The sequence below is a fragment of the Hyphomicrobium sp. genome, assembly GCF_035687085.1.
Classification (GTDB): Bacteria; Pseudomonadota; Alphaproteobacteria; order Rhizobiales; family Hyphomicrobiaceae; genus Hyphomicrobium_B.
The window spans coordinates 200,337-227,207 of sequence record NZ_DASRYS010000006.1; the positions used below are offsets into that span (position 1 = coordinate 200,337).

General features: G+C 62.2%; 26 protein-coding genes. 5 read left to right on the forward strand and 21 right to left on the reverse strand.

Annotation, left to right across the window (positions count from 1 at the left end; all coding sequences use genetic code 11):
* Positions 1-243: 243 nt before the first annotated feature.
* From fabA to VFG26_RS06205, 5 genes are all read left to right on the forward strand, one after another.
* Positions 244-768 carry a bifunctional 3-hydroxydecanoyl-ACP dehydratase/trans-2-decenoyl-ACP isomerase gene (gene fabA / locus VFG26_RS06185; protein ID WP_325023324.1) on the forward strand — a complete coding sequence of 175 codons (525 nt, stop codon included), beginning with the start codon at positions 244-246 and terminating at the stop codon, positions 766-768.
* A gap of 66 nt (positions 769-834) precedes the next feature.
* A complete protein-coding gene (gene fabB, locus VFG26_RS06190; RefSeq protein ID WP_325023326.1) occupies positions 835-2,067 on the forward strand; it encodes a beta-ketoacyl-ACP synthase I in 1,233 nt (410 codons plus the stop codon).
* 135 nt (positions 2,068-2,202) lie between these two features.
* Positions 2,203-3,075 carry an enoyl-ACP reductase FabI gene (gene fabI / locus VFG26_RS06195; RefSeq protein WP_325023329.1) on the forward strand — a complete coding sequence of 291 codons (873 nt, stop codon included), beginning with the start codon at positions 2,203-2,205 and terminating at the stop codon, positions 3,073-3,075.
* Between the two features lie 50 nt (positions 3,076-3,125).
* On the forward strand, positions 3,126-3,971 hold the full coding sequence (locus tag VFG26_RS06200) for a glutamate racemase (protein WP_325023331.1): 846 nt from the start codon (positions 3,126-3,128) through the stop codon (positions 3,969-3,971).
* Between the two features lie 134 nt (positions 3,972-4,105).
* Positions 4,106-4,366: a hypothetical protein gene (locus VFG26_RS06205; RefSeq protein WP_325023333.1), complete on the forward strand. Its 261-nt coding sequence runs from the start codon at positions 4,106-4,108 to the stop codon at positions 4,364-4,366.
* Between the two features lie 82 nt (positions 4,367-4,448).
* Here VFG26_RS06205 and pnp read toward each other — a convergent pair whose 3' ends face one another.
* The 21 genes from pnp to VFG26_RS06310 all read right to left on the reverse strand — a co-directional run bounded on the left by pnp (position 4,449) and on the right by VFG26_RS06310 (position 26,845).
* On the reverse strand, positions 4,449-6,656 hold the full coding sequence (gene pnp / locus VFG26_RS06210; RefSeq protein ID WP_325023334.1) for a polyribonucleotide nucleotidyltransferase: 2,208 nt from the start codon (positions 6,654-6,656) through the stop codon (positions 4,449-4,451).
* A 169-nt stretch (positions 6,657-6,825) separates the two neighbouring features.
* Positions 6,826-7,107 (reverse strand): 30S ribosomal protein S15, encoded by a 282-nt coding sequence (gene rpsO / locus VFG26_RS06215; protein ID WP_325023336.1) that lies wholly within the window; start codon positions 7,105-7,107, stop codon positions 6,826-6,828.
* Positions 7,108-7,305: 198 nt separating this feature from the next.
* Positions 7,306-8,226: a tRNA pseudouridine(55) synthase TruB gene (truB, locus tag VFG26_RS06220; RefSeq protein ID WP_325023338.1), complete on the reverse strand. Its 921-nt coding sequence runs from the start codon at positions 8,224-8,226 to the stop codon at positions 7,306-7,308.
* Position 8,227: 1 nt separating this feature from the next.
* On the reverse strand, positions 8,228-8,629 hold the full coding sequence (gene rbfA / locus VFG26_RS06225) for a 30S ribosome-binding factor RbfA (protein WP_325023340.1): 402 nt from the start codon (positions 8,627-8,629) through the stop codon (positions 8,228-8,230).
* 149 nt (positions 8,630-8,778) lie between these two features.
* Positions 8,779-11,565 carry a translation initiation factor IF-2 gene (infB, locus tag VFG26_RS06230; protein ID WP_325023342.1) on the reverse strand — a complete coding sequence of 929 codons (2,787 nt, stop codon included), beginning with the start codon at positions 11,563-11,565 and terminating at the stop codon, positions 8,779-8,781.
* Positions 11,566-11,584: 19 nt separating this feature from the next.
* The gene (locus VFG26_RS06235) at positions 11,585-12,277 is read right to left on the reverse strand and encodes an RNA-binding protein (protein WP_325023490.1); all 693 of its coding nucleotides are present in this window, start codon (positions 12,275-12,277) and stop codon (positions 11,585-11,587) included.
* A 33-nt stretch (positions 12,278-12,310) separates the two neighbouring features.
* Positions 12,311-13,954: a transcription termination factor NusA gene (gene nusA / locus VFG26_RS06240; RefSeq protein ID WP_325023344.1), complete on the reverse strand. Its 1,644-nt coding sequence runs from the start codon at positions 13,952-13,954 to the stop codon at positions 12,311-12,313.
* Between the two features lie 3 nt (positions 13,955-13,957).
* A complete protein-coding gene (rimP, locus tag VFG26_RS06245) occupies positions 13,958-14,596 on the reverse strand; it encodes a ribosome maturation factor RimP (protein ID WP_325023346.1) in 639 nt (212 codons plus the stop codon).
* Positions 14,597-14,715: 119 nt separating this feature from the next.
* Positions 14,716-15,381, reverse strand: a complete 666-nt coding sequence (trmB, locus tag VFG26_RS06250; RefSeq protein ID WP_325023348.1) for a tRNA (guanosine(46)-N7)-methyltransferase TrmB — start codon at positions 15,379-15,381, stop codon at positions 14,716-14,718.
* Between the two features lie 80 nt (positions 15,382-15,461).
* Positions 15,462-16,667, reverse strand: coding sequence for a methionine adenosyltransferase (gene metK / locus VFG26_RS06255; RefSeq protein ID WP_325023350.1), 1,206 nt, complete (start codon positions 16,665-16,667; stop codon positions 15,462-15,464).
* A 210-nt stretch (positions 16,668-16,877) separates the two neighbouring features.
* Positions 16,878-17,345, reverse strand: coding sequence for a helix-turn-helix transcriptional regulator (locus VFG26_RS06260; protein WP_325023492.1), 468 nt, complete (start codon positions 17,343-17,345; stop codon positions 16,878-16,880).
* Between the two features lie 112 nt (positions 17,346-17,457).
* Entirely contained in the window at positions 17,458-19,083 is a 1,626-nt protein-coding gene (gene lnt / locus VFG26_RS06265; protein ID WP_325023352.1) for an apolipoprotein N-acyltransferase, read from the reverse strand.
* A complete protein-coding gene (locus VFG26_RS06270) occupies positions 19,083-20,081 on the reverse strand; it encodes a hemolysin family protein (protein ID WP_325023354.1) in 999 nt (332 codons plus the stop codon). Before VFG26_RS06270 ends, lnt begins: the two co-directional genes overlap by 1 nt.
* A gap of 44 nt (positions 20,082-20,125) precedes the next feature.
* Complete coding sequence (gene ybeY / locus VFG26_RS06275) at positions 20,126-20,599, reverse strand: rRNA maturation RNase YbeY (protein ID WP_414653263.1); 474 nt, start codon at positions 20,597-20,599, stop codon at positions 20,126-20,128.
* A 42-nt stretch (positions 20,600-20,641) separates the two neighbouring features.
* The gene (locus VFG26_RS06280; protein ID WP_325023358.1) at positions 20,642-21,640 is read right to left on the reverse strand and encodes a PhoH family protein; all 999 of its coding nucleotides are present in this window, start codon (positions 21,638-21,640) and stop codon (positions 20,642-20,644) included.
* Between the two features lie 136 nt (positions 21,641-21,776).
* Positions 21,777-23,126 carry a tRNA (N6-isopentenyl adenosine(37)-C2)-methylthiotransferase MiaB gene (gene miaB, locus VFG26_RS06285; protein WP_325023360.1) on the reverse strand — a complete coding sequence of 450 codons (1,350 nt, stop codon included), beginning with the start codon at positions 23,124-23,126 and terminating at the stop codon, positions 21,777-21,779.
* Between the two features lie 72 nt (positions 23,127-23,198).
* Positions 23,199-24,077, reverse strand: coding sequence for a lysophospholipid acyltransferase family protein (locus tag VFG26_RS06290; protein WP_325023362.1), 879 nt, complete (start codon positions 24,075-24,077; stop codon positions 23,199-23,201).
* 9 nt (positions 24,078-24,086) lie between these two features.
* A complete protein-coding gene (locus tag VFG26_RS06295) occupies positions 24,087-24,542 on the reverse strand; it encodes a Fur family transcriptional regulator (protein ID WP_325023364.1) in 456 nt (151 codons plus the stop codon).
* 102 nt (positions 24,543-24,644) lie between these two features.
* The gene (rimI, locus tag VFG26_RS06300) at positions 24,645-25,154 is read right to left on the reverse strand and encodes a ribosomal protein S18-alanine N-acetyltransferase (RefSeq protein WP_325023366.1); all 510 of its coding nucleotides are present in this window, start codon (positions 25,152-25,154) and stop codon (positions 24,645-24,647) included.
* Complete coding sequence (gene tsaB, locus VFG26_RS06305) at positions 25,151-25,849, reverse strand: tRNA (adenosine(37)-N6)-threonylcarbamoyltransferase complex dimerization subunit type 1 TsaB (protein WP_325023368.1); 699 nt, start codon at positions 25,847-25,849, stop codon at positions 25,151-25,153. Before tsaB ends, rimI begins: the two co-directional genes overlap by 4 nt.
* Before the next feature lie 441 nt (positions 25,850-26,290).
* A complete protein-coding gene (locus tag VFG26_RS06310) occupies positions 26,291-26,845 on the reverse strand; it encodes a NifU family protein (protein ID WP_325023370.1) in 555 nt (184 codons plus the stop codon).
* Positions 26,846-26,871 lie beyond the last annotated feature (26 nt).

Sequence of the window (26,871 nt, forward strand, 5' to 3'; positions counted from 1 at the left end):
CGTTGAACTAGCAAGATGCCAGCTCTTCCGGGACGCGCCAATGGCAACAGTATAGCCACTTGCCATAAAAGCCGCAACTTACGGCAAGAATCGGTCTTTAAGACCGGCGATTGCCCTGTTACACGCAGCGGCCATGCACGCTAGGCGCTGCGGCATGCGTGTGTTAGGACCCCGTTTATCTTGACCTACCCGGAGCAGAATGTGAACGAACACCGCATAGTCAGCCATGAAGCGAGGGGACCAGTGGCGGAACGCCGTTCAAGCTTCGAATTTGAGGATTTGCTGGCCTGCGGGCGTGGCGAACTGTTCGGCCCTGGCAACGCGCAGTTGCCGCTGCCACCCATGTTGATGGTCGACCGGATTTCGGAGATTTCCGAAACGGGCGGCGCGCACGGGAAGGGCCTCATCGTTGCGGAACTCAAGGTTGCGGGCAACGAACGCCTCGATTGGCTGTTCGCCTGCCACTTCAAGGGCGATCCGGTGATGCCCGGCTGCCTGGGTCTCGATGCCCTGTGGCAGCTGACGGGCTTCTATCTGGGCTGGCTCGGCCTCACGGGGCAGGGGCGCGCTTCGGGCGTCGGCGAGGTCAAGTTTACCCGCGAAGTGACGCCCGACGTCAAAGTGCTGGAATATGTCATCGACATTAAGCGGGTGATCGCCCGGAAACTGAAGCTTGCCGAGGCGGATGGTGTCCTGAAGGCCGACGGCGAGGTGATATACACAGCCAAGGATCTAAGGGTCCTACTCAAGTCGAGCGAAGGCCCTTAAGCCTTTGCGCAAAAGGCTTGGCTGTCAGAGCGGGCGGCAGCAAGAACCGCAGGAGTGAAGGAGCGCATGCGGCGCGTAGTTGTGACTGGCATGGGTGTGGTGTCCTCGATTGGGAACAACACCCAGGAAGTTCTTGCTTCCTTGAGAGAGGCGAAATCCGGTATTTCTCGCGCTGAGAAATACGCCGAGCTGGGCTTTAAGTGCCAAGTCCACGGAGCCCCCCAGATCGAGTGGGAATCGATGGTTCCCCGCAAGCCGAAGCGCTTCATGGGCGCGGGCGTTGGCTGGAACTGGATCGCGATGGATCAGGCCATCCGCGATGCGGGACTGGAGTCCACCGACATCGTCAACGAGCGCACCGGCATCATCGTCGGTTCGGGCGGCCCGTCGACGCGCGCGATCGTCGAAGCGGCTGAAGTGACGCTGAAATCCGGCGGACCCAAGAAGATCGGCCCGTTCGAAGTGCCCAAAGCCATGTGCTCGGGACCGTCTGCGGCGCTCGCGACGTCTTTCCAGATCAAGGGCGTGAACTATTCCATTTCATCGGCCTGCGCGACAAGCTCGCACTGCATCGGCAACGCGGCCGAGATGATTCAGTGGGGCAAGCAGGACGTGATGTTTGCCGGCGGATGCGAAGAGCTCGACTGGACGCTGTCGAACCTCTTCGATGCCATGGGCGCGATGTCCACCCGCTTCAACGATACGCCGGCGCGCGCAAGCCGCGCCTACGACAAGGACCGCGATGGCTTCGTTATTGCGGGCGGCGCGGGCGTCCTGGTGCTTGAAGAACTCGAGCATGCGAAGGCCCGCGGCGCGAAGATCTACGGCGAGCTCACCGGCTATGCGGCGACGTCTGATGGCTATGACATGGTCGCGCCGTCGGGCGAGGGTGCGGAGCGCTGCATGCGTCTGGCGCTGAAGGGCTTCGACGGCAAGGGTTTGCCGAAGGTCGATTACATCAATCCGCATGGAACGGGCACGCCCGTCGGTGATGCGAAAGAGATCGACGCCATCCGCAACGTGTTCGGCGACAATTCGCCCGTCATCTCGGCGACGAAGTCCTTAACGGGGCATTCGCTCGGCGCTGTCGGCGCTCAAGAGGCGATATTCTCACTGCTGATGATGAATAACGGCTTCATCTGCGAGAGTGCGAACATCGACGAGCTTGACCCGGCATTCGCCGATATGCCAATCGCTCTGAAGCGTATCGACAACGCTAGCCTTAACTGTGTGATGTCGAACAGCTTCGGTTTTGGCGGGACAAATGCCACTTTGGTTTTCTGCCGGCATAATGCCTGAGTAACGAAAGCTTTCCTGGCCGCCGCTAGGAACTGCGAAACGGCGGACGGTTGAGGGCGTATGAGAGTATACAAGCGTGGCGCGGGCTGGTTTGACGTTCGCGGCCGCACCTTTGGTGATAAAACGAGGCTTCCAATGACCGAATTCGACATCGCAAAGCCAGGCCCTCTGATGGCGGGCAAGCGCGGTCTTGTAATGGGGGTCGCCAACGATCGCTCGATCGCGTGGGGCATTGCGCGTGCGCTTGCCGGACAGGGTGCGGAACTCGCTTTCACCTATCAGGGCGGTGCATTCGGCCGCCGCGCAGCGCCGTTGGCACAGTCGGTCGGCGCCAAGATCATCGAGGAATGCAACGTTCTCGATCTCGCGAGCGTCGACAATGTCTTCGCACGGATCAAGGAAGAATGGGGCGGGCTCGATTTCGTCGTGCACGCTCTCGCCTATTCCGACCCTAAGGAACTTGCCGGGCGCTACGCCGACACGACGCGCGAGAACTTCGTCAACTCGATGGTCATCTCGTGCTTCTCGTTCACCGAGATCGCTAAGCGCGCTTCGGCGCTGATGCCGAACGGCGGTTCGCTGATTACGCTTTCGTACGGCGGCGCGACGCGTTGGGTCCCGTCCTACAACGTCATGGGCGTGGCGAAGGCCGCGCTTGAAGCTTCCGTCCGTTATCTGGCCGCCGATCTCGGTTCTCAGGGCATTCGCGTCAACGCGCTCTCTGCCGGTCCGATGCGCACGCTTTCGGGCGCCGGCGTCTCAGACGCGCGCGTCATTTTCAATTTCCAGCGCGATAACTCGCCGCTGCACCGTACGCCGACGCTCGATGAGGTGGCGGGCTCTGCCCTTTACCTGCTGTCGCCGATGTCCGGCGCTGTGACGGGTGAAGTCCATTTCGTGGATTGCGGCTATAACACCGTGTCGATGCCGTCGCTCGAGAGCCTCAAGGAACTCGACACGGAAGGCGGCCCGACGGCGAGCCGCTCGCCCTCCGCCGCTGCGGAGTGACACTTGGCGGCCGTTGACGTTCGCCGCCGGGCATCGCAAACACTCCGCTCATGATCGGGGTATTTGATTCAGGTCTCGGCGGGCTGACCGTCCTACGCGCGCTCGTCGAGCGCTTTAAAGCCGTCGATTTCGTCTATCTCGCCGATCACGCCCACGTGCCTTACGGCGACAGGCCTTCGGAAGACATCGTCGATTTCACGCGCGTGTGCGTCGAGGAGCTGTTCGCACGCGGGGCGAAGCTCGCGCTGCTGGGCTGTAATACAGCGACGGCGGTGGCGCTCCGGCGTCTGCAGCAGCAGTGGCTGCCGCAGAGCCGGTGGGCAGGCGGGCACAACGTGCTCGGCATCGTCGCGCCGACCGTCGAGGCCGCGACGCAGACGCCCTGGGCGGTGACATCGCCGCAGTATCCGCAGAAGTACAATACCGACACCATCGGCGTTTTCGGCACGACGCGCACGATTTCGTCGGGCGTTTATGCGGAAGAGATCCGCAAGCGCTGTCCGAAGGTCACGGTCGTGCAGCAGGTTTGCTCAGCACTGGCGGGAGCTATCGAAAGCAAGCGCCCGGAGGCGGAGCTCGATGCCCTCGTTGCCGAGGGCGTCGCGAAGCTCCTCGCGCAGACCGGCAACGTGCCGCCGCACCGCGCCATTCTGGGCTGCACGCATTTCCCGCTCGTCGAGCCGCTGTTCAGGAAGTATCTGCCGCCGTTCACGCGCATTCTCTCGCAGCCCGAAGTCGTGGCTGACAGCTTCGAAGATTATCTTGCGCGGCACACGAAGTATGCGAATGGCGCGAAGGGCGGCACGCTGACGTTGCTGACGACCGGCGATCCGGATGAAGTCAGTGAAAAAGCCCGCGTTTTCTGGCCGGACGTTCCCCACTTCGCCAAGGCCTGACGCCTCTCTGCAACGCCTGCGGACGATAGGCGCGGAGCCGCAATGATCCGATGGCGGCCGATTTTCGCTCCTGCTAGCGTTTGCTCCTCAAAGTTGGTCAGAGGCGTGTGCCTCCAGGGGAGAGGAGTTTAGCGATGACAGGCAAGTTTTCGCTCATGTTAGCCGTGATTGCGGCCGGCGTGCTCGGCGCGGCGGCGCAAGGCATGGCGACGACGGCAGCACCGCTCGGCGCGCTGAAGAGCGCCGGCGAAATGAAGTCAAGCATTGAGCAAGCCCACTTCTGGCACCGTACCTGCCGGAAGGGCCTCCATGGCTATCACAAGCATATCAAGGGGATCGGCCGCGTGCAGTGCACGAACCACGTCTGCAAGCACGGCAAGTGCTGGTGGTACTGAGCAAGACCTGAGCGCAATAGGGCAATAAAAAAGCCGCCGGATCGATGATCCGGCGGCTTTATTCAATTCAGAGAATGGTGTCTCAGCTGCGTTCGCGGCGCGGGCCGCGATTGCGATCGCCACCGCGTCCACCTTCACGGCGGGGCGGGCGGCTTTCAAAGACTTCTTCCGGCTCGCCTTCAGCGCGCGGAATTTCCTGACCGGTCGTCTGATCGACGATCTTCATCGACAGGCGGGTCTTGCCGCGATCGTCGAAGCCCAGAAGCTTGACGAAGACATCCTGGCCTTCCTTCACGACTTCGCCGACCGTCTCAGGGCGTCCCTGCGACAGCTGCGAGATGTGAACGAGGCCGTCCTTGGAGCCGAAGAAGTTCACGAATGCGCCGAACTCCATGATCTTCACGACCTTGCCCTTGTAGATCTGGCCGACCTCAGGCTCGGACGTGATACCGCGGATGCGGGCGAGGGCCTTTTCAATCGACTCGCGATTTGCCGAGGCGATCTTCACGGTGCCGTCGTCTTCGATGTCGATCTTGGCGCCCGATTCCGCAACGATCTCGCGGATGACCGAGCCGCCCGAACCGATCACTTCGCGGATCTTGTCGACCGGGATCTTGATCGTTTCGATGCGCGGCGCGTACTCGCCGAGTTCGGTGCGTGCACCCGTCAGAGCCTTCGACATTTCGCCGAGGATGTGGAGACGACCCTGCTGCGCCTGCTCGAGAGCGATGCGCATGATCTCTTCGGTGATGCCCGTGATCTTGATGTCCATCTGCAGCGACGTGACACCCTTGTCGGTGCCGGCCACCTTGAAGTCCATGTCGCCCAGGTGATCTTCGTCGCCGAGAATGTCGGAGAGGACGGCGAACTCATCGCCTTCCTTGATCAGGCCCATCGCGATACCGGCGACCGGCGACTTCAGCGGAACGCCCGCGTCCATCAGAGCCAGCGAGGTGCCGCAGACGGTTGCCATCGAGGACGAGCCGTTCGACTCGGTGATCTCCGAGACGACGCGAAGCGTGTAGGGGAACTCTTCCTGCGGCGGCAGCATCGGACGGATGGCGCGCCAGGCGAGCTTGCCGTGGCCGATTTCGCGGCGGCCGGGCGAGCCCATACGGCCAACTTCACCGACCGAGTATGGCGGGAAGTTGTAATGCAGCAGGAAGCGCTCTTTCTTCGTGCCTTCGAGGCTGTCGACGAACTGCTCGTCTTCACCGGTGCCGAGCGTCGCGACGACAAGCGCCTGCGTCTCGCCACGCGTGAAGAGGGCCGAGCCGTGCGTGCGCGGCAGGACGTGAACTTCCGAAAGGATCGGGCGGACCGTCTTCAGGTCGCGTCCGTCGATGCGCCGCTTCGTCTTCAAGACGTCGCCACGCATGATGTCCATCTCGAGCGACTTGAAGGCGTCCGTGAGGAGGACCTTCTCGTCGGGATTGTCGGCCGGAATGGCGATTGCTTCGCTGACGGCCTTCTTGGCCTGAGCGACGAGATCCTGGCGCTTGCCCTTTTCCTTCGTAGAGAAAGCTTCCTTGAGGGTCGCCTCGGCAACCTTCTTCACTTCTTCGGCGTACTTCGCCTTGTCGGGGATCTTGATGTCCCACGGTTCCTTGGCGGCCTTTTCGGCGAGCTTGATGATCGCCTGGATGACGGGCTGCATGTGCTTGTGGCCGAACATGACGGCTTCGAGCATCTGCTGCTCGGGCAGCTCCTGGGCTTCCGATTCAACCATCATCACGGCATCGTTGGTGCCGGCAACGACGAGATCGAGAGCGCTGTCCTTCATCTCATCGATCATCGGGTTCAGGACGAACTCGTTGTTGATGAGGCCGACGCGGGCGCCGGCGATGGGTCCGAGGAATGGCAGGCCAGACAGCGTCAGCGCTGCGGAAGCGGCGACCATGCCCAAGATGTCGGGATCGTTTTCGAGGTCGTGCGAGAGAACGGTGACGACAACCTGCGTCTCGTTCTTGAAGCCTTCGACGAACAGCGGGCGGATCGGACGGTCGATCAGGCGAGACGTGAGCGTCTCTTTTTCGCTCGGGCGGCCTTCACGCTTGAAATAGCCGCCAGGGATCTTGCCAGCAGCGTACGTGCGTTCCTGATAATTTACAGTAAGGGGGAAAAAATCGATTCCGGGCTTGGCCGCGCGGGCGCCAACAACGGTCGCCAGCACTGTGGTGTCGCCGTATTGCGCCATGACTGCTGCGTCAGCCTGGCGGGCGTAGTGGCCGGTCTCCAGCTTCAGCTTTCGGCCACCCCAGTCAATTTCGACGCGATGGATGTCAAACATGTTCAATCTTTCGTTTTCGCTTTTCTGTCGGTCGGTCAGCTCGCCGGCCTCATACCGGACGAGCGCTTGGAGGCGCCGGCGCAACGGTAGCGCCGGCGGCTTTCTTGTTCATCGATGCGTGTGACTGGCCATTGGGGCCGCCCTGCAAGACGCGCTGAAATGAGCGCGATTAACGGCGGATGCCGTTCTTCTCAATGATCTTCTGGTAACGCGCGTTGTCCTTCGCCTTCACGTAGTCGAGCAGCTGACGGCGCTGGCTCACCATCTTGAGAAGGCCACGGCGCGAATGGTTGTCTTTTTTGTGGGTCTTGAAGTGCTCGGTCAGTTCGTTGATGCGGTGCGTAAGCACGGCGATCTGAACTTCCGGCGAGCCGGTATCGTTGGCCTTCGTCGCGTTGTCCTGGATGATGGCCGTCTTCGCCACACGACGGTGTGGTGCTACTTGCGACATCGAATGCTCCTTTCGGATTTGGAGTTTAAAGAAAGCGGCCACGGCCGGGATGTCGTCCAGCGGGGTCGCAAACGAAAGCCGCGCGGAAACAGGGCCCGCGCGGATGGGCTACTTATACACGAATGACCGGCAAAGGCGAGTTTAGTTTCTGCACGAAATAATACAGAGGATTCAGAGCTTTAACTCCGAGGCCTAGCCCTAGCCGAGATTGAACACGCGTGTCGGGTGGAGCGCGCCCTTTGCCAGCTCCCCGAGCGCGATCAGCCGGCCCTTCGAGGTCGCATATGCCGGCCCCGAGAGGATCGGCGCGTCGCGGCCGCGGATCAGCACCGTCTGGCCACGTGCCAGCGTTGCGGCATCGCTTTGGGAGACGAGCAGTTCCGGCAGGTCGGCCAGCGCGGATTCTACGGGGAGGAGGTATTTCGCGACCTCGCCCGGATCACCCGTTTCGGCTGCCGCCAGCAGGTCGTCCAGCGAGACGGCGCGGCTCTCGTCGAAGGGGCCCACCTGCGTACGGCGGAGTGAGATCACGTGGCCGAAGCAACCCAGGAGGCGGCCCATATCGCGGGCGAGTGCGCGTACATACGTGCCCTTGCCGCAGCGGGCCTCGAAGACGCTCGTTGCTTCATCGGGCATGTCGACGAGCGTCAGGCTATCGATGAAAACGGGTCGTGGTTCGATGACGACCGTCTCGCCGCTGCGTGCCAGATCGTAGGCGCGTTCGCCGGCAATCTTGATCGCCGAGTAGGCGGGCGGCGCCTGCATGATCTCGCCGTGGAAGCGCGGCAGCAGCGCTTCGATGTCGGCGCGGGCAGGGCGATTGTCGCTCGTCTTCGTGACGGCGCCTTCGGTGTCGTCGGTGTCGGTCTCGGCGCCCCAGCGAACCGTGAAGCGGTAGGCCTTCTCGCCGTCGACTGCGAAGGAGACGGTTTTCGTGCCTTCGCCGAGTGCGATCGGAAGGATGCCGGTCGCGAGCGGATCCAACGTTCCCGAATGCCCGGCTTTCTGGGCGTTGAAGGCGCGGCGCACGGCGGCGACGGCTTGTGTCGAGGTCATGTTGATCGGCTTGTCCAGGACGAGCCAGCCGTGAACGGCGTTGCCTTTTTTACGTCGTGCCATCTTATTTCTTCTGGGTATCCTGACGAACGCGTTCGCTATCGAGGAGACGGTCGATGCGCGTCGCTTCCTCGAATGTCTCGTCTTCGCGGAAGCGAAGATCGGGCGCGTAACGGAGATTGAGTGTTTTGGCGACTTCGGTGCGGATGTACTTCTTGTTCCGCGCCAAAGCGTCGATGACCGGCCGCACGTCGTTGCCGCCGAGCGGCATGACGTAGACGGTCGCGAGTTTCAGATCCGGCGTCATGCGCACTTCCGGAATGGTGATGACGTGAGACGCCAGCACATCGTCGTGGATGTCTCCACGGGCGAGCATTTCGGACAACTTGTGGCGGATGAGTTCACCGATGCGCAGCATGCGCTGCGACGGCGCCTTGGCGCCGGTGGATGGGGACTTTCTCGTCATTGTTATTCCGGCACGGGATGGGACCGCGCGCGGCCTCTTACATTCGAATGGAACAAACACTTCCGCTCTCGCGAGCGAAGCGTGCGCGGTTGCTTGTGAGAGGGACCAGCCGCGGAATCAATCCCACGGCTGGCCCATTCATTGAGCGATTAGAGCTTTCTCGCGATCGTCTCGACCTGGAAGCACTCGATCTGGTCGCCTTCGCGGATGTCCTGGTAGTTCGCGAAGGACATACCGCATTCCTGACCGGCAGTGACTTCTTTGACGTCGTCCTTGAAACGCTTGAGGATTGCCAGCGTACCTTCGTGGATGACGACGTTGTCGCGCAGCAGACGAACCTTGGCGCCACGTTCGACCTTGCCTTCGGTGACGACGCAACCTGCGACCTTGCCAGCCTTCGTGATGTTGAAGACCTGCTTGATCGTAGCGTAGCCGAGGAAGATTTCGCGCTTCGTCGGAGCGAGGAGGCCCGACATCGCCGCCTTCACCTCATCCACGAGATCGTAGATGATGTTGTAATAGCGGATTTCGACGCCCTGAGCGTCAGCAGCCTGCTTCGCCTGCGCGTTGGCGCGGACGTTGAAGCCGATGACGACGGCCTTGGCCGCCGCGGCAAGCGCGATATCGGATTCGGTGATGCCGCCGACGCCCGTATGCACGAGGCGAGCTTCGACTTCGTCGTTGCCGACTTTCTTCAAAGACCCAACGATGGCCTCGAGCGAGCCCTGCACGTCGCCCTTGACGACGAGCGGGAATTCCTTCCGGCCTGCGTCCTTGAGCTGCTGCATCATCTGCTCGAGCGAGCTCTTCGTTCCGGCCGAGCCCAAGGTCTCGCGGCGCTTTCTGACGCGATAATCGGTCAGCTCGCGGGCGCGTGCCTCGTTCTCGACGACGGCGAACTGGTCGCCGGCTTCGGGGGCGGAGTCAAAGCCCAGCACTTCGACAGGAACCGAGGGACCTGCCGACTGGATGTTCTGGCCGTGGTCGTTGAGGAGCGCGCGGACGCGTCCCCACGCCATGCCGGCCACCATGATGTCGCCGACGTGGAGCGTGCCGCGCTGAACGAGAACGGTGCCGACAGGGCCCCGGCCGCGCTCGAGCTTGGCTTCGATGACGACGCCCTCTGCGGTACGCGCCGGGTTGGCGCGAAGGTCGAGAATTTCGGCCTGCAGATGGATCGCTTCGAGCAGCTTGTCCAGGTTGGTGCGCTTCAACGCGGAGACCGGAACCTCGAGCGTGTCGCCACCCATGCTTTCGACGACGATCTCGTGCGACAGCAATTCGGTACGGACGCGATTGGGATCGGCCTGCGGTTTGTCGATCTTGTTGATCGCGACGATGATCGGCACCTTGGCGGCCTTGGCGTGATTGATCGCCTCCACCGTCTGCGGCATGACGCCGTCGTCAGCTGCGACCACCAGCACGACGATGTCCGTCACCTTGGCGCCGCGCGCACGCATCGCTGAGAAGGCTTCGTGGCCTGGCGTGTCGATGAACGTGATCTTGTCGCCGCTGGGCGCCGTCACCTGATAGGCGCCGATGTGCTGCGTGATGCCACCGGCTTCACCTGACACGACGTTCGTCGAACGGATCGCATCGAGCAACGACGTCTTGCCGTGGTCGACGTGGCCCATGATCGTGACGACAGGAGCGCGATGCTCGGAAGCAGTTTCGTCGCCGGCCTTTTCGCCAACGAAACCGATTTCGACGTCGGCTTCGGAAACCCGCTTGGGCGTATGGCCGAACTCTTGAACGATGAGCTCTGCCGTATCGGTGTCCAAGACGTCGGTAATCTTATGCATCGCGCCTTGCTGCATCAGGTACTTGATGAGGTCGACGGCGCGTTCGGCCATACGGTTCGAAAGTTCCTGAATGGTAATGGCTTCAGGAATGATGACTTCGCGGGCGATCTTCTCGCGCGGCTGCTGAATGCCCATGGCCTTCAGCTTTTCCTTCTCGCGCTTACGCTTGAGGGAGGCCAGCGAACGGACCTGAGCTTCGCGATCGAAGTTCGTGATCGTCAGCTTCTGACGCTGGCGGCCATCGTCCTGAACCTTGACGGCGGGACGCGGAATCTTGACGCCGCCGGGGCCGCGCTTGACGCGATCGTCCTCTTCGACCTGCTCGCGTGCAACGACGGGCGGCCTGACGGGACGCGTCGGCTTCTCGATTGCTGTTGCATCGGCCGCGGGTGCGCCACGGCGCGCGGGCGTCGGCAGCTCGATCTCGCGCGGACGGCCGGCTTCACCGCGTGACATGTACGTGGTGTTGATCGGGCGGCTCGGCGATCTTTGGAATTGCGGACGGCCGCTGTCGCCACGCGGCGACGGGGCAGGGCCGCTATCGCGACGATGCTCACGCTGCGGAGCGTTATGATCGCGGTTGTCGCGAGCAGCGGGCGCGGACGGCGCCGGTGTTGCTTGCGGCGCAGGTGCCGGTGCGGCAGCTGCAGGCGGCGGCGTGGCGGCCGCGGGCTCGCTCGGCGCGGGCTGCTGCGGCTTGGCCTCAGCGCGCGGCTGCGGCTCGGGCGGACGCACGACCGGCTCGAAGCGAACAGGTTCGACTTCGGCTGGACGGTTCTGATCGTCGGCACGTGCAGCGGCAAGTGCTCGCTCGCGTGCGGCGCGTTCCTCGTTGGAGAGGACGCGGCCAGCGGCCGCCGATCGCTCATTGGGATTGGGCTGCGGATGGGTCGGTTGCGGCGAGATCCGCGAAGGTGCGGGTCTCTCAGCAGGCGCCGCCGATGTGGGAGCATTCGCGGGCTCGCCTTCGCCGCCGAGCTTCCTCGTCTTCTTCTTTTCGACCACCACAGACTTGGAGCGTCCGTGGCTAAAGTTCTGCCGCACATGGCCAGACTCGACCGTTCGCTGCAGCGACAGCGGCTTGCGCGCTCCGACCCGGATGGTCTTATCGGTCTGGTCGTTCGAATCCGTCATGCGTTATCCGTTCAGCCTCTCAGCTAGATAGTTCAGAAAATTCTTCATCGGCCACGGGGCTGGCCTCAATCGCAGTAGACCGGTAGCGCAGAAGCCGCTCCGCTTCCTCCAGAAACCGATCTGACAGTCCTCCGGGTATGAGGGCAGCATGTACCACACTTCCCCGGCCAATGGCCAAGCTCATTTGCGCAATGGTCAGAACGTCGACGATTGCCGCAGGAGCGCCCCGGCTGGCCTGAATTGCCCGGTATTTCCGGTCAATCTTCGAGCGGCCGTCGAGGGCCGCATCCGTGCCATGGAGTACTGCTCTTACCGGGCCCTTCTCCAGGGCTGCGTAAATCTTTTCAAATCCGGCAATTACCAACCCCGCCTTATTAGCAAGGGATAGCGTTCCGGACACGCGCTTAACGATAAGATCATCTACCCGTTCTGCAAGGTCTGCAGGGGCTTCAGCCTTAACTTTAAGACTTTTCGAGAAGGCGTGTGTCGCCACCGCCTTTTCCACGAGACGCCTGTCGCAGCCCACCCAGACACCGCGGCCGGGCAAACGCCGGTCAAGATCGGGCACGACGATCCCGTCCGGCGACAAAGCGAAGCGGATCAGATTTGCCGGATCAAGCGCCTGCCGCGTGACGGCGCACAGCCGCTCGGAACCAGACTCGGAGCCTTGCTCCGCCCGATCCCTCGTAGACCGATTTTGCCGCTTCACCATCACGCGCGTTTGTTGCCTCTCCGGACATTCCCGTTAGCCTTCGGCGCCGACGCCGCCGGTTTCGGCAGCTTCGGTTTCGTCGGTTTCAGCGGGCTTTTCGAGATCTTCAGCTTTGATCCAGCCGGCGTGAACGCGCGCGGCCATGATCATGTTCTCAACATCCGTGCGCGACAGCTCGAAGCCATCGAGGATGCCCTTGTGGCGTTCTCCACCACCGTCCTTTTCCTTGTCCTTCTTGCGCTCGGTCCAGCCGACGAGTTCGTCGGTCGCGCAGTCGGCAAAGTCTTCGACGGTTTTGATGCCGTTCTCGCCGAGCGCCACCATCATTGCGGTGGTGATGCCGGGGATTTCGGCCAGCTCGTCGGCCACGCCCAATTCGCGGCGCTTGGCATCGCGATCAGCTTCCTGCTGCTCGAGATATTCGCGGGCGCGGCTCTGGATCTGTTCGGCGGTATTCTCGTCGAAGCCTTCGATGTGGGCGATTTCGCCAAGATCGACGTATGCAACTTCTTCGATCGTGGCGAAGCCTTCGGTCACGAGAAGCTGTGCGATGACTTCATCGACATCGAGCGAATCCATGAGGAGCTGCGTGCGCTCGGCGAATTCCTTCTGGCGTCGCTCGCTCTCTTCCTGCTCGGTCAAGATGTCGATGTCCCAGCCGGTCAGCTGCGAAGCCAGACGCACGTTCTGGCCGCGGCGGCCGATCGCGAGCGACAGCTGCGCTTCGGGAACGACGACTTCAATGCGGTTTGAATCTTCGTCGAGCACGACCTTCGTGACTTCAGCGGGCGCCAGGGCGTTGACGATGAAGCTCGCCGCGTCCGGGTTCCACTGGATGATGTCGACCTTCTCGCCCTGCAGCTCGTTGACGACGGCCTGCACGCGCGCGCCGCGCATACCGACACAGGCGCCAACGGGATCAATCGAAGAATCCTTCGAGATAACCGCGATTTTCGCGCGGCTGCCAGGATCGCGAGCGACCGACTTGATCTCGACGACGCCGTCATAGATCTCGGGAACTTCAGCGCGGAACAGCATCGACATGAATTCGGGGCGGGCGCGCGTCAGGAAGATCTGCGGGCCGCGCTGTTCACGGCGGACTTCGTAGATGTAAGCGCGGATGCGGTCGCCGAGGCGAACGTTTTCGCGCGGAATCATTTCGTCGCGGCGGATGATGCCCTCGGCGCGGCCGAGATCGACGATGACGTTGCCGTATTCGACGCGCTTCACGGTGCCATTGATGACGTCGCCGGTGCGGTCCTTGAATTCGGAGAACTGGCGGTCGCGTTCGGCTTCGCGGACCTTCTGGACGATGACCTGCTTGGCGTTCTGAGCAGCGACTCGGCCGAATTCCAGCGGCGGGAGCGTTTCGGCGATCATGTCGCCGGCCTTGGCGTCCGGATTGCGCTTCTTAGCATCTTCGACGGTGATCTGCGTCGCGTCGTTCTCGACTTCATCGACGACGGCGAGAACGCGCGTCAGCTTGGCTTCGCCGGTCTTGGGATCGATCTCGCAGCGGATATCGTTCTCGGCGCCATAGCGCGACTTCGCGGCCTTTTGGATCGCGTCTTCCATCGCCTCGATGACAATCTTCTTGTCGATCGTCTTCTCGCGCGCGACGGCGTCTGCGATTTGCAGAAGCTCGAGCCGGTTGGCACTGATGCCTGCCATGGCCATAGGTCAATCCTCCAGGTCGTCTTCGTCGAGTTCGGCACCGTCGCCGGGCCGCGTGGAATGGCGTTCTTTGGCGCGTTGCAGTGCTTCGCGAATGAGTTCATCGGTCAGCACGAGCTTGGCGTCCGCGATGAGGTGAACGGGCAGGCCCAAATGCTGAATGCCATGCTGGCCGGTATCGGTCGTGAGGCGGACTTCGCCGTCCTCGAAACCTTCGAGCACGCCTTTGAACCGCTTGCGGCCTTCGATCGGCTCGGTGAGTTCGATCTTTGCTTCGTGTCCGGACCAATCTTCGAAATCGCTCGGGCGAACGAGCGGACGATCGATGCCGGGCGAGGAGACTTCGAGGCGATAGGCGCCCGAGACGGGATCGGCGACGTCGAGAACGGGCGAGACGGCTTTGGAAATTGCCTCGCAGTCATCGACCGTGATCGAACCGTCGGGCCGCTCGGCCATCAGCTGGAGGCTGCGATCGCGCCCCTCGCCTTGGATTTTCACGCGAACGAGGCGAAAGCCCAGATCTTCGAGGACCGGCTCGACGATGGCTGCAACGTCGGCGGCAAGACCGGTCTCGCGCAAAAAGCGGACGGTATCGGAACCTCGTTCCGAAGGTGATGCCGCGTCGTTGGCGATGGTGTCCTGCAAAGCTATTCCTAAAGTTCGTTCGGAGCGGGCCTTGCGGTCCACTCTCTTTCGGATCGTCGTTTTATTGGGATAGGAGCTAGATAGGCGAGATTGCGGTTTAGCGCAAGGCTCGCTGACGGCTATCGCCGCAGAAAACGCAAATAATAGCGGCGCCGGCCCTCGCGAACGGCTTTCGCCTCATAGCGCGTTTCGGGCCAATCGAGGGGGCGCTCGCGCCAGTCGGCGGGGCTTGATGCCTGCCAGACGAAGGCCGGTTCCGTCGCAAAAGCTTCAAGCATCGTGCGAGCATAATCGCCTATGTCGGTGCCGATGCGGAGTTCCGCGCCGGGTTTCATAACGCCCGCCAACAGCTTTAGTAGTGAAGAATTAACCAGCCGGCGCTTGCGGTGCTTTCGCTTCGGCCAAGGGTCCGGGAAGAGGATGAAGGCGCGGTCGATCGAAGCCGGCGCCATCTCTTTCAAAATCTGGCGCACGTCATCCATGTGTATGCGGATGTTCTGGAGCTTCTCTTCGGTGATGGAGGTCAGGACCTTGATCACGCCGTCTTCGAAGGGTTCGCAGCCGATCAGGGAGACGTCCGGGTTGTGGCGCGCCTGCCAGAGAAGGTGCTCGCCGCCGCCGAAGCCGATCTCGAGCCAGGTTTGCCTGAAGCCCTCGGGCAGGTGCTTCGGATCGACGGCAAGGCGCGGCAGATCCTCGCTCAACAGCGTGGCCTGACGCGCGCTCGGCTTGCGCCCGCGCCGCCGTCCAAATGATCTCAGTTCGTGCTCGTCGTCGGCCGGCATTGGCGCGTTACATCACTCAAAAAGGAAAGGCGGCCGTTTGCGCAGCCGCCTTTGTATTTCACAGGCCAGGCTCGTTTGAGTTAGGAAACGGCCTTGGCGATCTTGGCGGCAAGGTCCGTCTTCTCCCACGAGAAGCCGCCGTCCGCATCAGCCGGGCGGCCGAAATGGCCGTAGGCGGAGGTGCGGGAATAGATCGGCTTGTTCAAGTCGAGATGGCTGCGGATGCCACGCGGCGTCAGGTCCATGACTTCACTGAGCGCCTTTTCGATCGCGGCTTCATCGACTTTGCTCGTGCCGTGGGTGTCGACGTAGATCGACAGCGGCTTCGCGACGCCGATGGCGTAGGACAGCTGGATCGTGCAGCGGTCGGCGATGCTCGCCGCGACGACGTTCTTGGCGAGGTAGCGCGCCGCGTAGGCTGCCGAGCGGTCAACCTTCGTCGGGTCCTTGCCGGAGAACGCGCCGCCGCCGTGGGGCGCTGCGCCGCCGTAGGTATCGACGATGATTTTGCGGCCGGTGAGGCCAGTGTCGCCATCGGGGCCGCCGATGAAGAATTTACCGGTCGGGTTGATGTGCCAGATGGTGTCGTTGCTGATCCAGCCTTCGGGAAGCGCCGCGCGGACGTAGGGCTCGACGATTTCACGAACCTGGCGCGAGCTCAGGTCTTCGACGATGTGCTGGTGCGAGACGACGATTTGCGTGACGCCGACCGGTTTGCCGTTCTCGTAGCGAACGGTCACCTGGCTCTTGGCGTCGGGCCCGAGCTTGGCGGCATCGCCCTTTTTGGCTTTCCGGTCGATGGCGAGATCGCGCAGAATCTTGTGGGCGTAATAGATCGGGGCCGGCATCAATTCCGGCGTTTCGTTGCAGGCGTAGCCGAACATAATGCCCTGGTCGCCGGCGCCTTCTTCCTGGTTCGACGGCTGCTTGGCATCGACGCCGGCTGCGATGTCGGCCGACTGCGAGTGGAGCAGAACTTCGATATTGCAGTTCGCCCAGTGGAAGCCATCCTGCTCGTAGCCGATGTCCTTGATGGCGGCGCGCGTCAGTTCCTCGATGGCGGCGACGGTCACGCCTTTGGGACCGCGGGATTCGCCGGCGATGACGACGCGGTTGGTGGTCGCCAGCGTTTCGCAGGCGGCGCGGATGCTCCAGGGATCGAGGCCTTCTTTCGCGCCTTCGCGATAGAATGCGTCAACGACTTCATCGGAGATGCGATCGCAGACTTTGTCCGGGTGGCCTTCGGAGACGGACTCACTCGTGAATAGGAAGGACTTGCGCGCCACTGTGGCCCCCGTGTTGAGAAATTAGGTCTCGGCGATCGTCGCCGGTTGACGTTGTTGTCAGCGACCCGGACCCGCTCTAAAAGCGCCGGTTTGTCGCAATGTTGATGGATTCGGTCAAGCCGGAGCGTCCCGATGTTCGCTAAACGGGCCGCGACCTAGCGACCCTTCTGCCAAACAAGAGGCAACAGCGAATACCGCGAAGCCCTGGCTTCAGCCTTCTTCACCCGCGAGCGCGCGCACGAGATCGACGATCGAGCGGCGCACCTTGGGCTCAGATATGCGAGCGAACGCCTTGTTCAACTCGAGCCCTTCGCGCGTTCCCAGAAAATCGACGACGTAGGTTTCGTCGGGTTGTGTTTCGGCAAAGCCCGGCATCGCCACGCTTGCCGCCTGCGCGCCCGAGGGTGCTTCGTCGTAGAAGAACTGGACGGGCACACCCAGAACACGAGCGAGATCGAACAGCCGGCTCGCGCCGATGCGATTGACACCCTTCTCGTACTTCTGGACTTGCTGGAATGTCAGTCCGAGATGTTCGCCAAGTTTTTCCTGGCTCATCCCTAAGAGCATGCGCCGCAGCCTGACGCGCGAGCCGACATGGACATCCATCGGATTTGCGCGTCGCGAGCCTTTCGGCGTTTCTTCGCTTGCTTCGTCTTCAATCGATATTTCGTTCACCATCACGCGTACAGCCACCAGTTCCCATTGAGAAAGGCTATGCACTTCCTAGGTGCGCGCGCGACGGGCGTCAACGTTTGAGCATCGCCGCGACAAGTTGACTGCAACACATTGATTAACGCGATTCTTTTCGAAGAAGGACCGCAATGCCCGCAAAACTCGCGAGAATGAGCAGAAATAACCATTCACCGAACTGAGCATATAGTGGGGGCGATATGGCCTCCGGAAGCGCACTATCGAGCGATCCGCGAACGTTCAATCCGAGTGTCTGAAGCGCGCGGCCGTAGGGATCGACCACGGCGGAAATGCCATTGTTTGCTGCTCTTATAAGCGGTGCGCCTTCTTCAACGGCCCGAATGCGCGACTGATGGAAGTGCTGGTAGGGGCCGGTCGATTCACCGAACCAGCCGTCATTCGTCACATTGAGCAATACGCCGGGCCTTGCGGATTGTTGAACAATGTTTCCGGGGAAAAGTGCCTCATAGCACACGAGGCCTAGGGCAGGCGGCAGACCGGGGATGGTCATCAGCGGGCGCGGCACCGGTCCAGCCGCGAAGGAGCCCCGGCCATGCGTCAGCTTTTCGATGCCGATGGTGGAAAGCGCGTTCTCCCACGGCACGAACTCGCCGAAGGGGACGAGATTGATCTTGTCATAGGTGGCCACCGGCTCGGCCCGTTCGTTCAGCACGAGGATGCTGTTGAGCGTGCGGGTCTCGGGCGAGATCGCTTCGCCAGCGGCGGGAGACGGATCGTGGCGCAGAGCGCCGGTGATCAGCGTCGTGCCGGGCGGCAGAATGTTGGCAAGAATGTCGAGCGCGACGGGAGCTTCGAGCGGGAAGAACGGCATCGCCGCTTCGGGCCAGACAAGGTGCGTGATCCCGGCGAGCGAATCCTTTTCACCGCTCGGGTTCGCGAGCGAAAGCGCGATGTGGTCGTCGAAGATACGGCGCTGATACTGCGCCATCCATTTTTCGCGCTGCGGCACGCTCGGCTGAACAATCCGGAGTTTCACATCGGAGACGAAGGATTGCGGCGCCTGCAGGCGCCATGCGCCATAGCCGAAGAGGAGGGCAACCGGGATTGCGGCGAGAGCAGTGGCTTTGAGTATTGATCCGAGCGAAAGCGGCTTGCGGGCGTCGCCCAAGACCACCAGCGGCGCTGGGAAGATAAACAGCGCAATCGCGGTCAGGCCGTAGGCGCCGAAGAGCGCCGCGCTCTGCATCAATGGCAGAGGGTAGGTCAGAGCGTACCCGACCAAGTTCCAGGGGAAGCCCGTCAAGACGTGGCCGCGCAGGTATTCAGCAACGCTCAGCACGACGGCGAAGATGAGCAGCCGGCTAAAGCCTTCGCTCCAGAACAGGCGGGCTACGGCGGCGGCCGCGCCCCAGAAGAGGGCCAATCCAGCTGGAAGGAGCGTTACTGCGAAGGGCAAAAGCCAGGCGAACTTGTCAGCCTCCACAAGGAAGGCTTCGCCGATCCAGAACAGGTTGAAGAAGAAATAGCCGAAGCCGAAAAACCATCCGGCGCTGAAGGCGCGGCGCCAATTCGCGCTGCCGTCGATCAGCCAGACAAAGACGGGCAGCGTCAGAAACAGGATGGGAAAGGCGAAGAACGGGGCGAAGGCCAGCGCGGACAGGCCACCCGCAGCCATCGCGATGAGCGCCCGTTTCCAGCCACTTACCGTGACGATCCAGGCGCGAGCGCTCGCGATCAGTGAGGGATGTTCGGCTTTAGCGTCCATCACGCCTTGGGCGTTTCAGGCAGCGACTTCGTGTTGATCGCGGGTGGACGCGGCGGATGCACCTTGAGCTTTTTCACGCGCCGGGGATCGGCGTCCAGAACCTCGAATTCGACGCCGCTCGGATGCCGGATGAGCTCGCCGCGTGCCGGTACGCGGCCCAGCATCGAGAAGATCAGCCCGCCGATGGTATCGACATCGTGCTCCTCGTCTTCGGGCACGAGCTTCACATCAAGGTGCTTTTCGAGTTCTTCGATCGGCGTGCGCGCGACGGCGACAATGCCGAGCTTGGGATCGACGACGATGTTGGTTTCCTCAGCGTCGTCGTGCTCGTCCTCGATGTTGCCGACGACCTGTTCGACCAGGTCCTCGATGGTGACGAGACCGTCGGTGCCGCCGTATTCATCAACGACCAGAGCCATGTGGATGCGCGTCGATTGCATGCGGATCAGCAGATCGACCGCGGGCATTGATGGCGGCACGTACAGGATCTGACGGCGGATCTTCACCGTTGTGATCGGCCGGCTCAGATCCACGCTTCTGAGATCGAACTGGCTGATTTGAGGCTTCTCGGCTTCAGGATCGGTCTTGGCGCTCTTCAGCGGTTGGCCCGTTGCTTCGGCCATCAGCCAGCGCAGCACGTCCTTGATGTGGATCATGCCGCGCGGATCGTCGAGCGTTTCGCGGAACAGCGGAATGCGCGAGACGCCCGCCTCGTTAAAGGTTTGCAGAAGTTCGGAAATCGGCTCGTCTTCGTCGAGCGCCGTGATGTCTGCGCGCGGAATCATCAGCGAGGCCACACGGCTCGAGCCGAAGCGGAGGAGCCGCTCGAGCATCTTGCGTTCGGCATCGGTAAAGTTCGCTGACGTGCCGGTCTTCAGTGCGCCTTCAAGCGCATCGCGGACGTTTTGCGGGACCACGAGGCCGAGCCGCGCACGGAGCGCCTGCAGCCAGCCGTTGGCGCCGGCGAGCTGACTATGGTCGTCTAAGGTGTCAGACACTGTCTTATGTGGGTTTTCGGTCATGGCCATGGGTGGGAGCCCGGTCAATCAATGTTACCGGTTTCCAGCGACCCCGTGTAGGGATTTGCAATGCCCAATTTCGAAAGTATTTCAATTTCAAGGGCTTCCATGCGTTCCGCGTCGGCTGTTGTCTCGTGATCATAGCCTAAAAGATGGAGGACGCCATGCACTACCAGATGCTGCAGGTGGTGTTCGAAGGAAATGCCTTGTTCGTCCGCTTCGCGCTCCACGGTTTCCAAGGCGATGATGATATCGCCGAGTTGGCCGTCGAGGCCGCCGTCGCCTGCCGGAAAAGACAATACATTCGTGGGCTTAGCTTTTCCGCGGAAGCGCTCGTTGAGTTCGGCGACGATGGCATCTGAGGATAAAGCGAGTGATACGATGGCGGTTTGATGGCCTTCGGCCGCTCGCTCGAACGCGGTTTTGGCGGCGCTGTGGATGAGGCCGTCGAGACCCTCCACGCGCGACCAGTCGCCATCGTCTTCGACGATTTCCACCTCGATGGCTGGGGCCGGAGCCTGTTGTGACGCGGGCATGGTTTACTTGGGCCGCTCGTAGGCATCGACGATCTTGGCGACGAGATCACGGCGGACGATGTCGCCGGCCTCGAAGCGCACGATCGAAATGTCATCGACCTTGTCGAGAATATCGACGGCTTCGACGAGGCCGGATTTCGTGCCCGGTGGCAGGTCGATCTGCGAGGGATCGCCGGTCACCACCATTTTCGAGCCTTCGCCGATACGGGTCAGGAACATCTTCATCTGCATGCTGGTCGTATTCTGCGCTTCGTCGAGAATGACGAAGGCGTTGGCCAGCGTGCGGCCGCGCATGAAGGCCAGAGGCGCCACTTCGATGACGCCGGTCTCGATGTCGCGCTCGACCTTTTCGGGCGGCAGAACGTCATAAAGGGCGTCGTAAAGTGGGCGGAGATAGGGATCGACCTTGTCGCGCATGTCGCCCGGCAGGAAGCCCAGGCGCTCGCCGGCTTCGACGGCGGGACGGGACAGGATGATGCGTTCGACCAGACCGCGTTCCAGGCAGTGGGCCGCGAAGGCCACGGCAAGGTAGGTCTTGCCCGTACCGGCAGGACCGAGCCCGAATACGAGGTCGTGCTTCTCGATCGCCCGCATATAGGTGCTTTGCGTCGGTGTGCGGGCCTTCACGATCCGGCGGCGCGTGGCGATCTGGGCCTGGCCATCGGAGGACACGCCGCCTTCGGAGCGCGCGTGCCGGATCAGCCCGTCGATGTCCCCGGGGCCGATGGCTTCGCCTTTTGCTATTCTGGAATACAGGCGCTCCAAGACGCTGCGGGCGCTGGCGCAGGCGCTGGCCGGTCCCGTCAGTATGACGACATTGCCGTGGGCGTGGGCGTCTATGCCCAATCGGTCTTCAATAAGGGCCAGGTGGCTGTCGTATTCCCCGAGCAGCTGCGTCAGCAGCCGGTTGTCTTCAAAGGGTACAACGACACGAGCATCTTCGAGCTCCGGCTTATTGGGCCGTCTCGATGTTGACGCGGAGGACCCGCGGAATGCTGCCAATCCTGACACTCCCTTGCTGGTTGCTCTTCTTCCCGTATCTCTCAAACCGAATCGATAATCCACGTTAGCATGTGACAAATGGCTTCGGCACATGCAGCCCTAGTTAACGCACAGCAGCTGCGGTCCTTACAAGCGTCTACACCGCGGAAATGACACCTGAAAGGCTGACGCGCCGGGTTTCCGTCACCCTGACATCCGCCGTCCGGCCCGTGAGATCACCGTCTCCCGCGGCATACACGAGCTGTAGATAGGGTGTCCTGCCGACGAATTCACCGGGTTGGCGGCCGCGACGTTCAAACAAGACAGGAATTGTGCTGCCGAGCGTTTGTTCGTTGAAGGCCAGCTGCTGCTCTTCCAGCAGGGCCTGCAGGCGGTACAGCCGTTCGGCCTTGACCTCTTCCGACACCTGGACCTCGAGGCCTGCGGCGGGGGTACCGGGGCGGGGGCTGTATTTGAACGAAAATGCCTGGGCAAAGCCCACGGCCTTTACGAGGTCGATCGTTGCCTCGGCGTCCTCATCCGTTTCGCCGGGGAAACCGACAATGAAATCGCTCGAAAGCGCGATGTCGGGGCGCGCCTCGCGGATGCGGGCAATCAGCTCGATGTATTCGGAAGCCCCATGCTTGCGGTTCATGGCGGCCAGCATCCGGTCGGAGCCCGACTGGACCGGCAGATGCAGAAACGGCATCAGCTGGGGCACCTCGGCGTGCGCGGCGATCAGATCGTCGCTCATGTCGCGCGGATGGCTCGTCGTGTAGCGGATGCGGTCGATGCCATCGATTTCCGCGAGCCGGCGGATCAATTCTGCAAGGCCGATCGAACGGCCACCCGGGCCTTCGCCGTGGTAGGCATTGACGTTCTGGCCGAGGAGGACGAGTTCCCTGGCGCCGGCCGCAGCGAGTTCGCGGGCTTCGGCTTCGAGTTTGCCGAGCGGGCGCGAGAATTCAGCGCCACGTGTGTAAGGCACGACGCAGAAGGTGCAGAACTTGTCGCAACCTTCCTGGACCGTGAGGAAAGCGGACGGCGACGAAACGCGCCGGGGTGCCTTCATTGCCGCGAATTTTTCGTCGCCCGGAAATTCAGTTTCAACGATGCTCTCGTTGTTGGCGCCGGCACGGGCGATGAGTTCGGGCAGGCGGTGGTAGCTCTGCGGGCCGACGACCAGATCGACGGCTGGCTGGCGCGCTGTGATCTCGGGGCCTTCGGCTTGCGCGACGCATCCAGCGACCGCGATGACCGTGTCCTTGCCGTCGCGTTTACGTGCGTCCTTGATGACGCGCATGCGCCCCAGGTCTGAATAGACTTTCTCGGCCGCCTTCTCGCGGATGTGGCACGTATTGAGGATCACGAGATCGGCGCTGGCGACGTCATCTGTCTCGCTGTAGCCATCGCGTGCCAAGGCTTCCGCCATGCGCTCGCTGTCGTAGACGTTCATCTGACAGCCGAACGTCTTCAGGAAGTATGATTTCGTGTTTGCGCGCTGCACGTGATCGACTGGCCAAAATGATCGTTTTTGCTGATGGGCTTGAGGGCTAGCGCATAGCATAGAAAGCCGCTCTCATGTCCATTTCTCGCTGCGGACCTGCGGCAAAGCGAGCTTTTTGCGGCGGCTTTCCGCGGAAGGCTCAACAGGGACGAGGCCGGGGTCGCCGGGGCGGCCCCGGAGGATGCCCAAAACGTCGGCCCGAATGGCGCGCTCGGTTTTGAGCGCCAGGTCCTTCCGATCATTGAATTCGCGCAACGGAACAGGTGGGCCAACCTTGATGGTGGCCGTGATCGGGCCGGACTGCAGCACGCCCCAGGCATGCGACGTCATTTCCATGTCGCCGTACCAGCCGATGCGCGGGCGGTCGGCGCGCGACAAGGGAATACCGCGTAGGTGGGTGTAGACGACGGTCGCGGTCTGGACGACGAGGCGCGGCTCGGCTTCGCTTTCGCCTGAGACGGCGCCGAAGAGCGAGGTCTTGAAGGGCAGTACGCGATTGCCATCGCTGGAGGTGCCTTCGGCGAACAGCACGATGGTATCGCCGGCGTGAAGCCGCTTCATGATTTCGGCGGCCGCGTCGCCGGTTGCCTGCCTGCGTGTCCGATCGACGAACACGGATCGCTGAAGCCGCGCCAAGGCCGAGACGAAGGGCCAGGTGCCGACTTCACGCTTGGCGACGAAGGAAACGGGCGCCAGCGCCGAGAGCACGGGGATGTCGAGCCAGGACGTGTGATTGCAGACCAGCAGCACGGGTGCGTTCTGGACCACCGCGCCGTCGATATGGAGTTTGATGCCGAGAATGCGGCAGACCTGCCGATGGTACCAATTGGGAAAGCGGCGCGCAGCCTTCGGCGACGCTTTCAGGAGAAAGGCCTGCACGGGCATCAACGGCACCGTAAGCCCGAGAAATGTTGCAAGCACGGCTGAGGCGCGAAGTGTGCCGTTTGCCATGACGCTTGCTCAGCCTTTTCGGATCGGCGGCTTTTTCTTGGCTAACGGCACGCCGTAGAGTTCCAGCCGGTGGCCGACAAGTTCAAAGCCCAGTTCGCGAGCGATCCGCTCCTGCAAAGCCTCAATCTCGGAGTTTGAAAACTCGATGACGCGCCCAGTTTCGATATCTACGAGATGGTCGTGGTGCTCGCGCGGCGCGGCCTCGTAGCGGCCGCGGCCATGGCCGAAATCGTGCCGCTCGAGAATGCCCTTGGCGGCAAAGAGCTTGAGCGTGCGGTAGACGGTCGAGAGCGAAATTCTCGAATCGATCGCGTTGGCACGCCGATGCACTTCTTCGACGTCGGGATGGTCGGTGGCGGAGGATAGCACCTGGGCGATGACACGCCTTTGACCCGTCATGCGCAGTCCGTATTCGGCGCACCGCGATTCGATGGATGACTCGGATTTCGCGGACGACAGGGTCATGGCGGTGTCAGGCTTGCATTTAGGGACGACTGCTTTTCGTCGCCGGACTATGGTCGCCTTATAGGCAGTGACAAGCCTGAACGTCTAGCTCGGGCCGGATCGTCAGGCGGGTTGTCCGGGCTCCTCGAGTTCCAGAACGAGCGTCAAAGCGTCGATGCGCGCGCCGCCGGGGCGTTCATAGTAGCGCTTTCGCCGCCCGACTTCGCGGAAGCCGAGCTTGCTGTAGAGGCCGAGGCCCGACGTATTGTCCTCTGCAACTTCAAGGAAGATGCGTTTGGCACCGCCGCGCCGCGCTGCGCGCGAGAGGCCTTCGAGGAGGCCTGTGGCGAGCCCGACGCGCTGCCAGTCGGGCGAGACGCCGATCGACAGGATCTCGGCCTCATCGGCAGCGAGCTGGCCGATGACGAAGGCGATGACGGATTTCTTTTGCCCGCCTGCGACCGCGATGAGGGAGGTCGCAGCGGGATGCTCCAAAAGCGATTTGATTGCTGCGGCATCCCACGGCGGGTCGAACAATTTGGTGTGTAGAGCTGCGATTTCCTCGGCCCGATCAGGCGCCGCCCAAAGCATGCTCGCATGCTTCAAATTCCGGAACGGCGTGACGTTCGTCATACGCCGGCTCCGATAAATGGGCTGGGCGCTGGGGGCTTGGCATCGGGCGCGCGCAGGTAGAGCGGTTTCAGTGTTCGCGTCAGCGGCATCTCGCAGGCGGGGAACAGCATGTCGAGCGCATCGGGGAGCAGATCGGGAAGAATTGCGGTGGCGTCGATGCCGTGACGCACGGCTTCTGCTGCGAGCTGCTCAGCACCCGAACCCGCGATGACGATGGGATCGCGGCCGAGCAATTGGGCAGCGGACGGAACTGCTGCGCACTGGGCTTCGACGGCGGTCTGCATCGAGTGCCGGTCGAAGACTTCGAAATAGACTTCGCCTCGGCGCGCATCCGTGGCGATGGCGATGCGCTTGGTCGGAGCGGCGGGAATGCGGGGGCTCATCGCCATGAGCCGGAGGCTCGTCAGCGAGACGAATTCAGCGCCTGTCGCAAGGGCGAGCGCGCGCGCCGCGGAAACGCAAATGCGGGTGCCGGTGAACGTGCCCGGACCATAAGTCACTGCTATGCGATCAAGTGCTTTGAAGGGGAGGCCGGCTTCGGCCATCACCGTTTCGACCATCGGCAGCAGACGCTCAGCGTGCCCCGTTTGCATGGTCTCGGAAAGAAACCAAATCGCGGGAGTGAGAGAACGAAGTCCCCGCCCAGCGGCGGCCGAGCAGGCATCAAAGCACGTGTCGAGTGATAGTATGTTCATTCCAGATGGAGCTTTTAGATGATCGTGGTTGTTCGTGCAGCTAAATCGTGGTGAGAGCGGATAAATTCCCCTCCGGATCCCCTACTCCAAATTGCCGAGGAAATTCGACTTAATTCCAGTTCCGGTAAAGAACTCAGCGTCTAGCCCCGTACTCTGGAAGTCTGACACTGAACCGTAGTGAAGACCCGGTGTCCACGGCGGCGCGGTTGTATCAGCGTGCTGCTTTTTTTGCCGCGCCGGATTTTGCGTCAGTGGGCGGAGAGCCTCTGCATCGTTTGGTAGACCTGAGATGATGGTCAATGATGGCCGGAAGCGGTGCGGGCCATCGCCTTATCCACCATTTCCAGGTCTTTTTGCGGGCCCAGCATCTGCGCGAGGCGCCATTAACGAAGAACCCCGCCGAGGCGGGGTTCTTTTGTTAAGCATGATTTCAACTCTGCATCAGACCGGCTGGACCGCCTGCACGTCGGGGCAGAAGTGCTTCAACAGGTTCTCGATGCCGTGCCTGAGCGTGGCGGTCGAACTCGGGCAACCGGAGCAGGCGCCGCGCATGTGGAGATAGACCACGCCGTCGCGGAAACCCGAGAAGGTGATGTCGCCGCCGTCCTGCGCGACAGCGGGGCGCACGCGCGTTTCCAGAAGCTCCTTGATCGTGGCCACCGTCTCTTCGTCTTCGGGAGCGTAGCTCTCGGCGGCGGTATCGTTGGCGTCTTCACTACCTGTGACAGGCGCGCCGGACATGTAGTGTTCCATGATCGCGCCGAGCACCATGGGCTTCAGGTGCTGCCATTCGATGTTGCCCTTGGTGACCGAGATGAAGTCGGAGCCGAGGAACACGCCGTCGACGCCTTCGATCGCGAAGAGGCGGCTTGCGAGCGGCGATGCCGCAGCATCTGCCTTCGAGCGGAAATCTGCGGTGCCGTCGGCGAGTACATCGCGACCCGGAATGAACTTCAGCGTCGCCGGATTGGGGGTCGCTTCCGTTTGAATGAACATGGTGCCTCACTTCGTGGCCGGTGTTC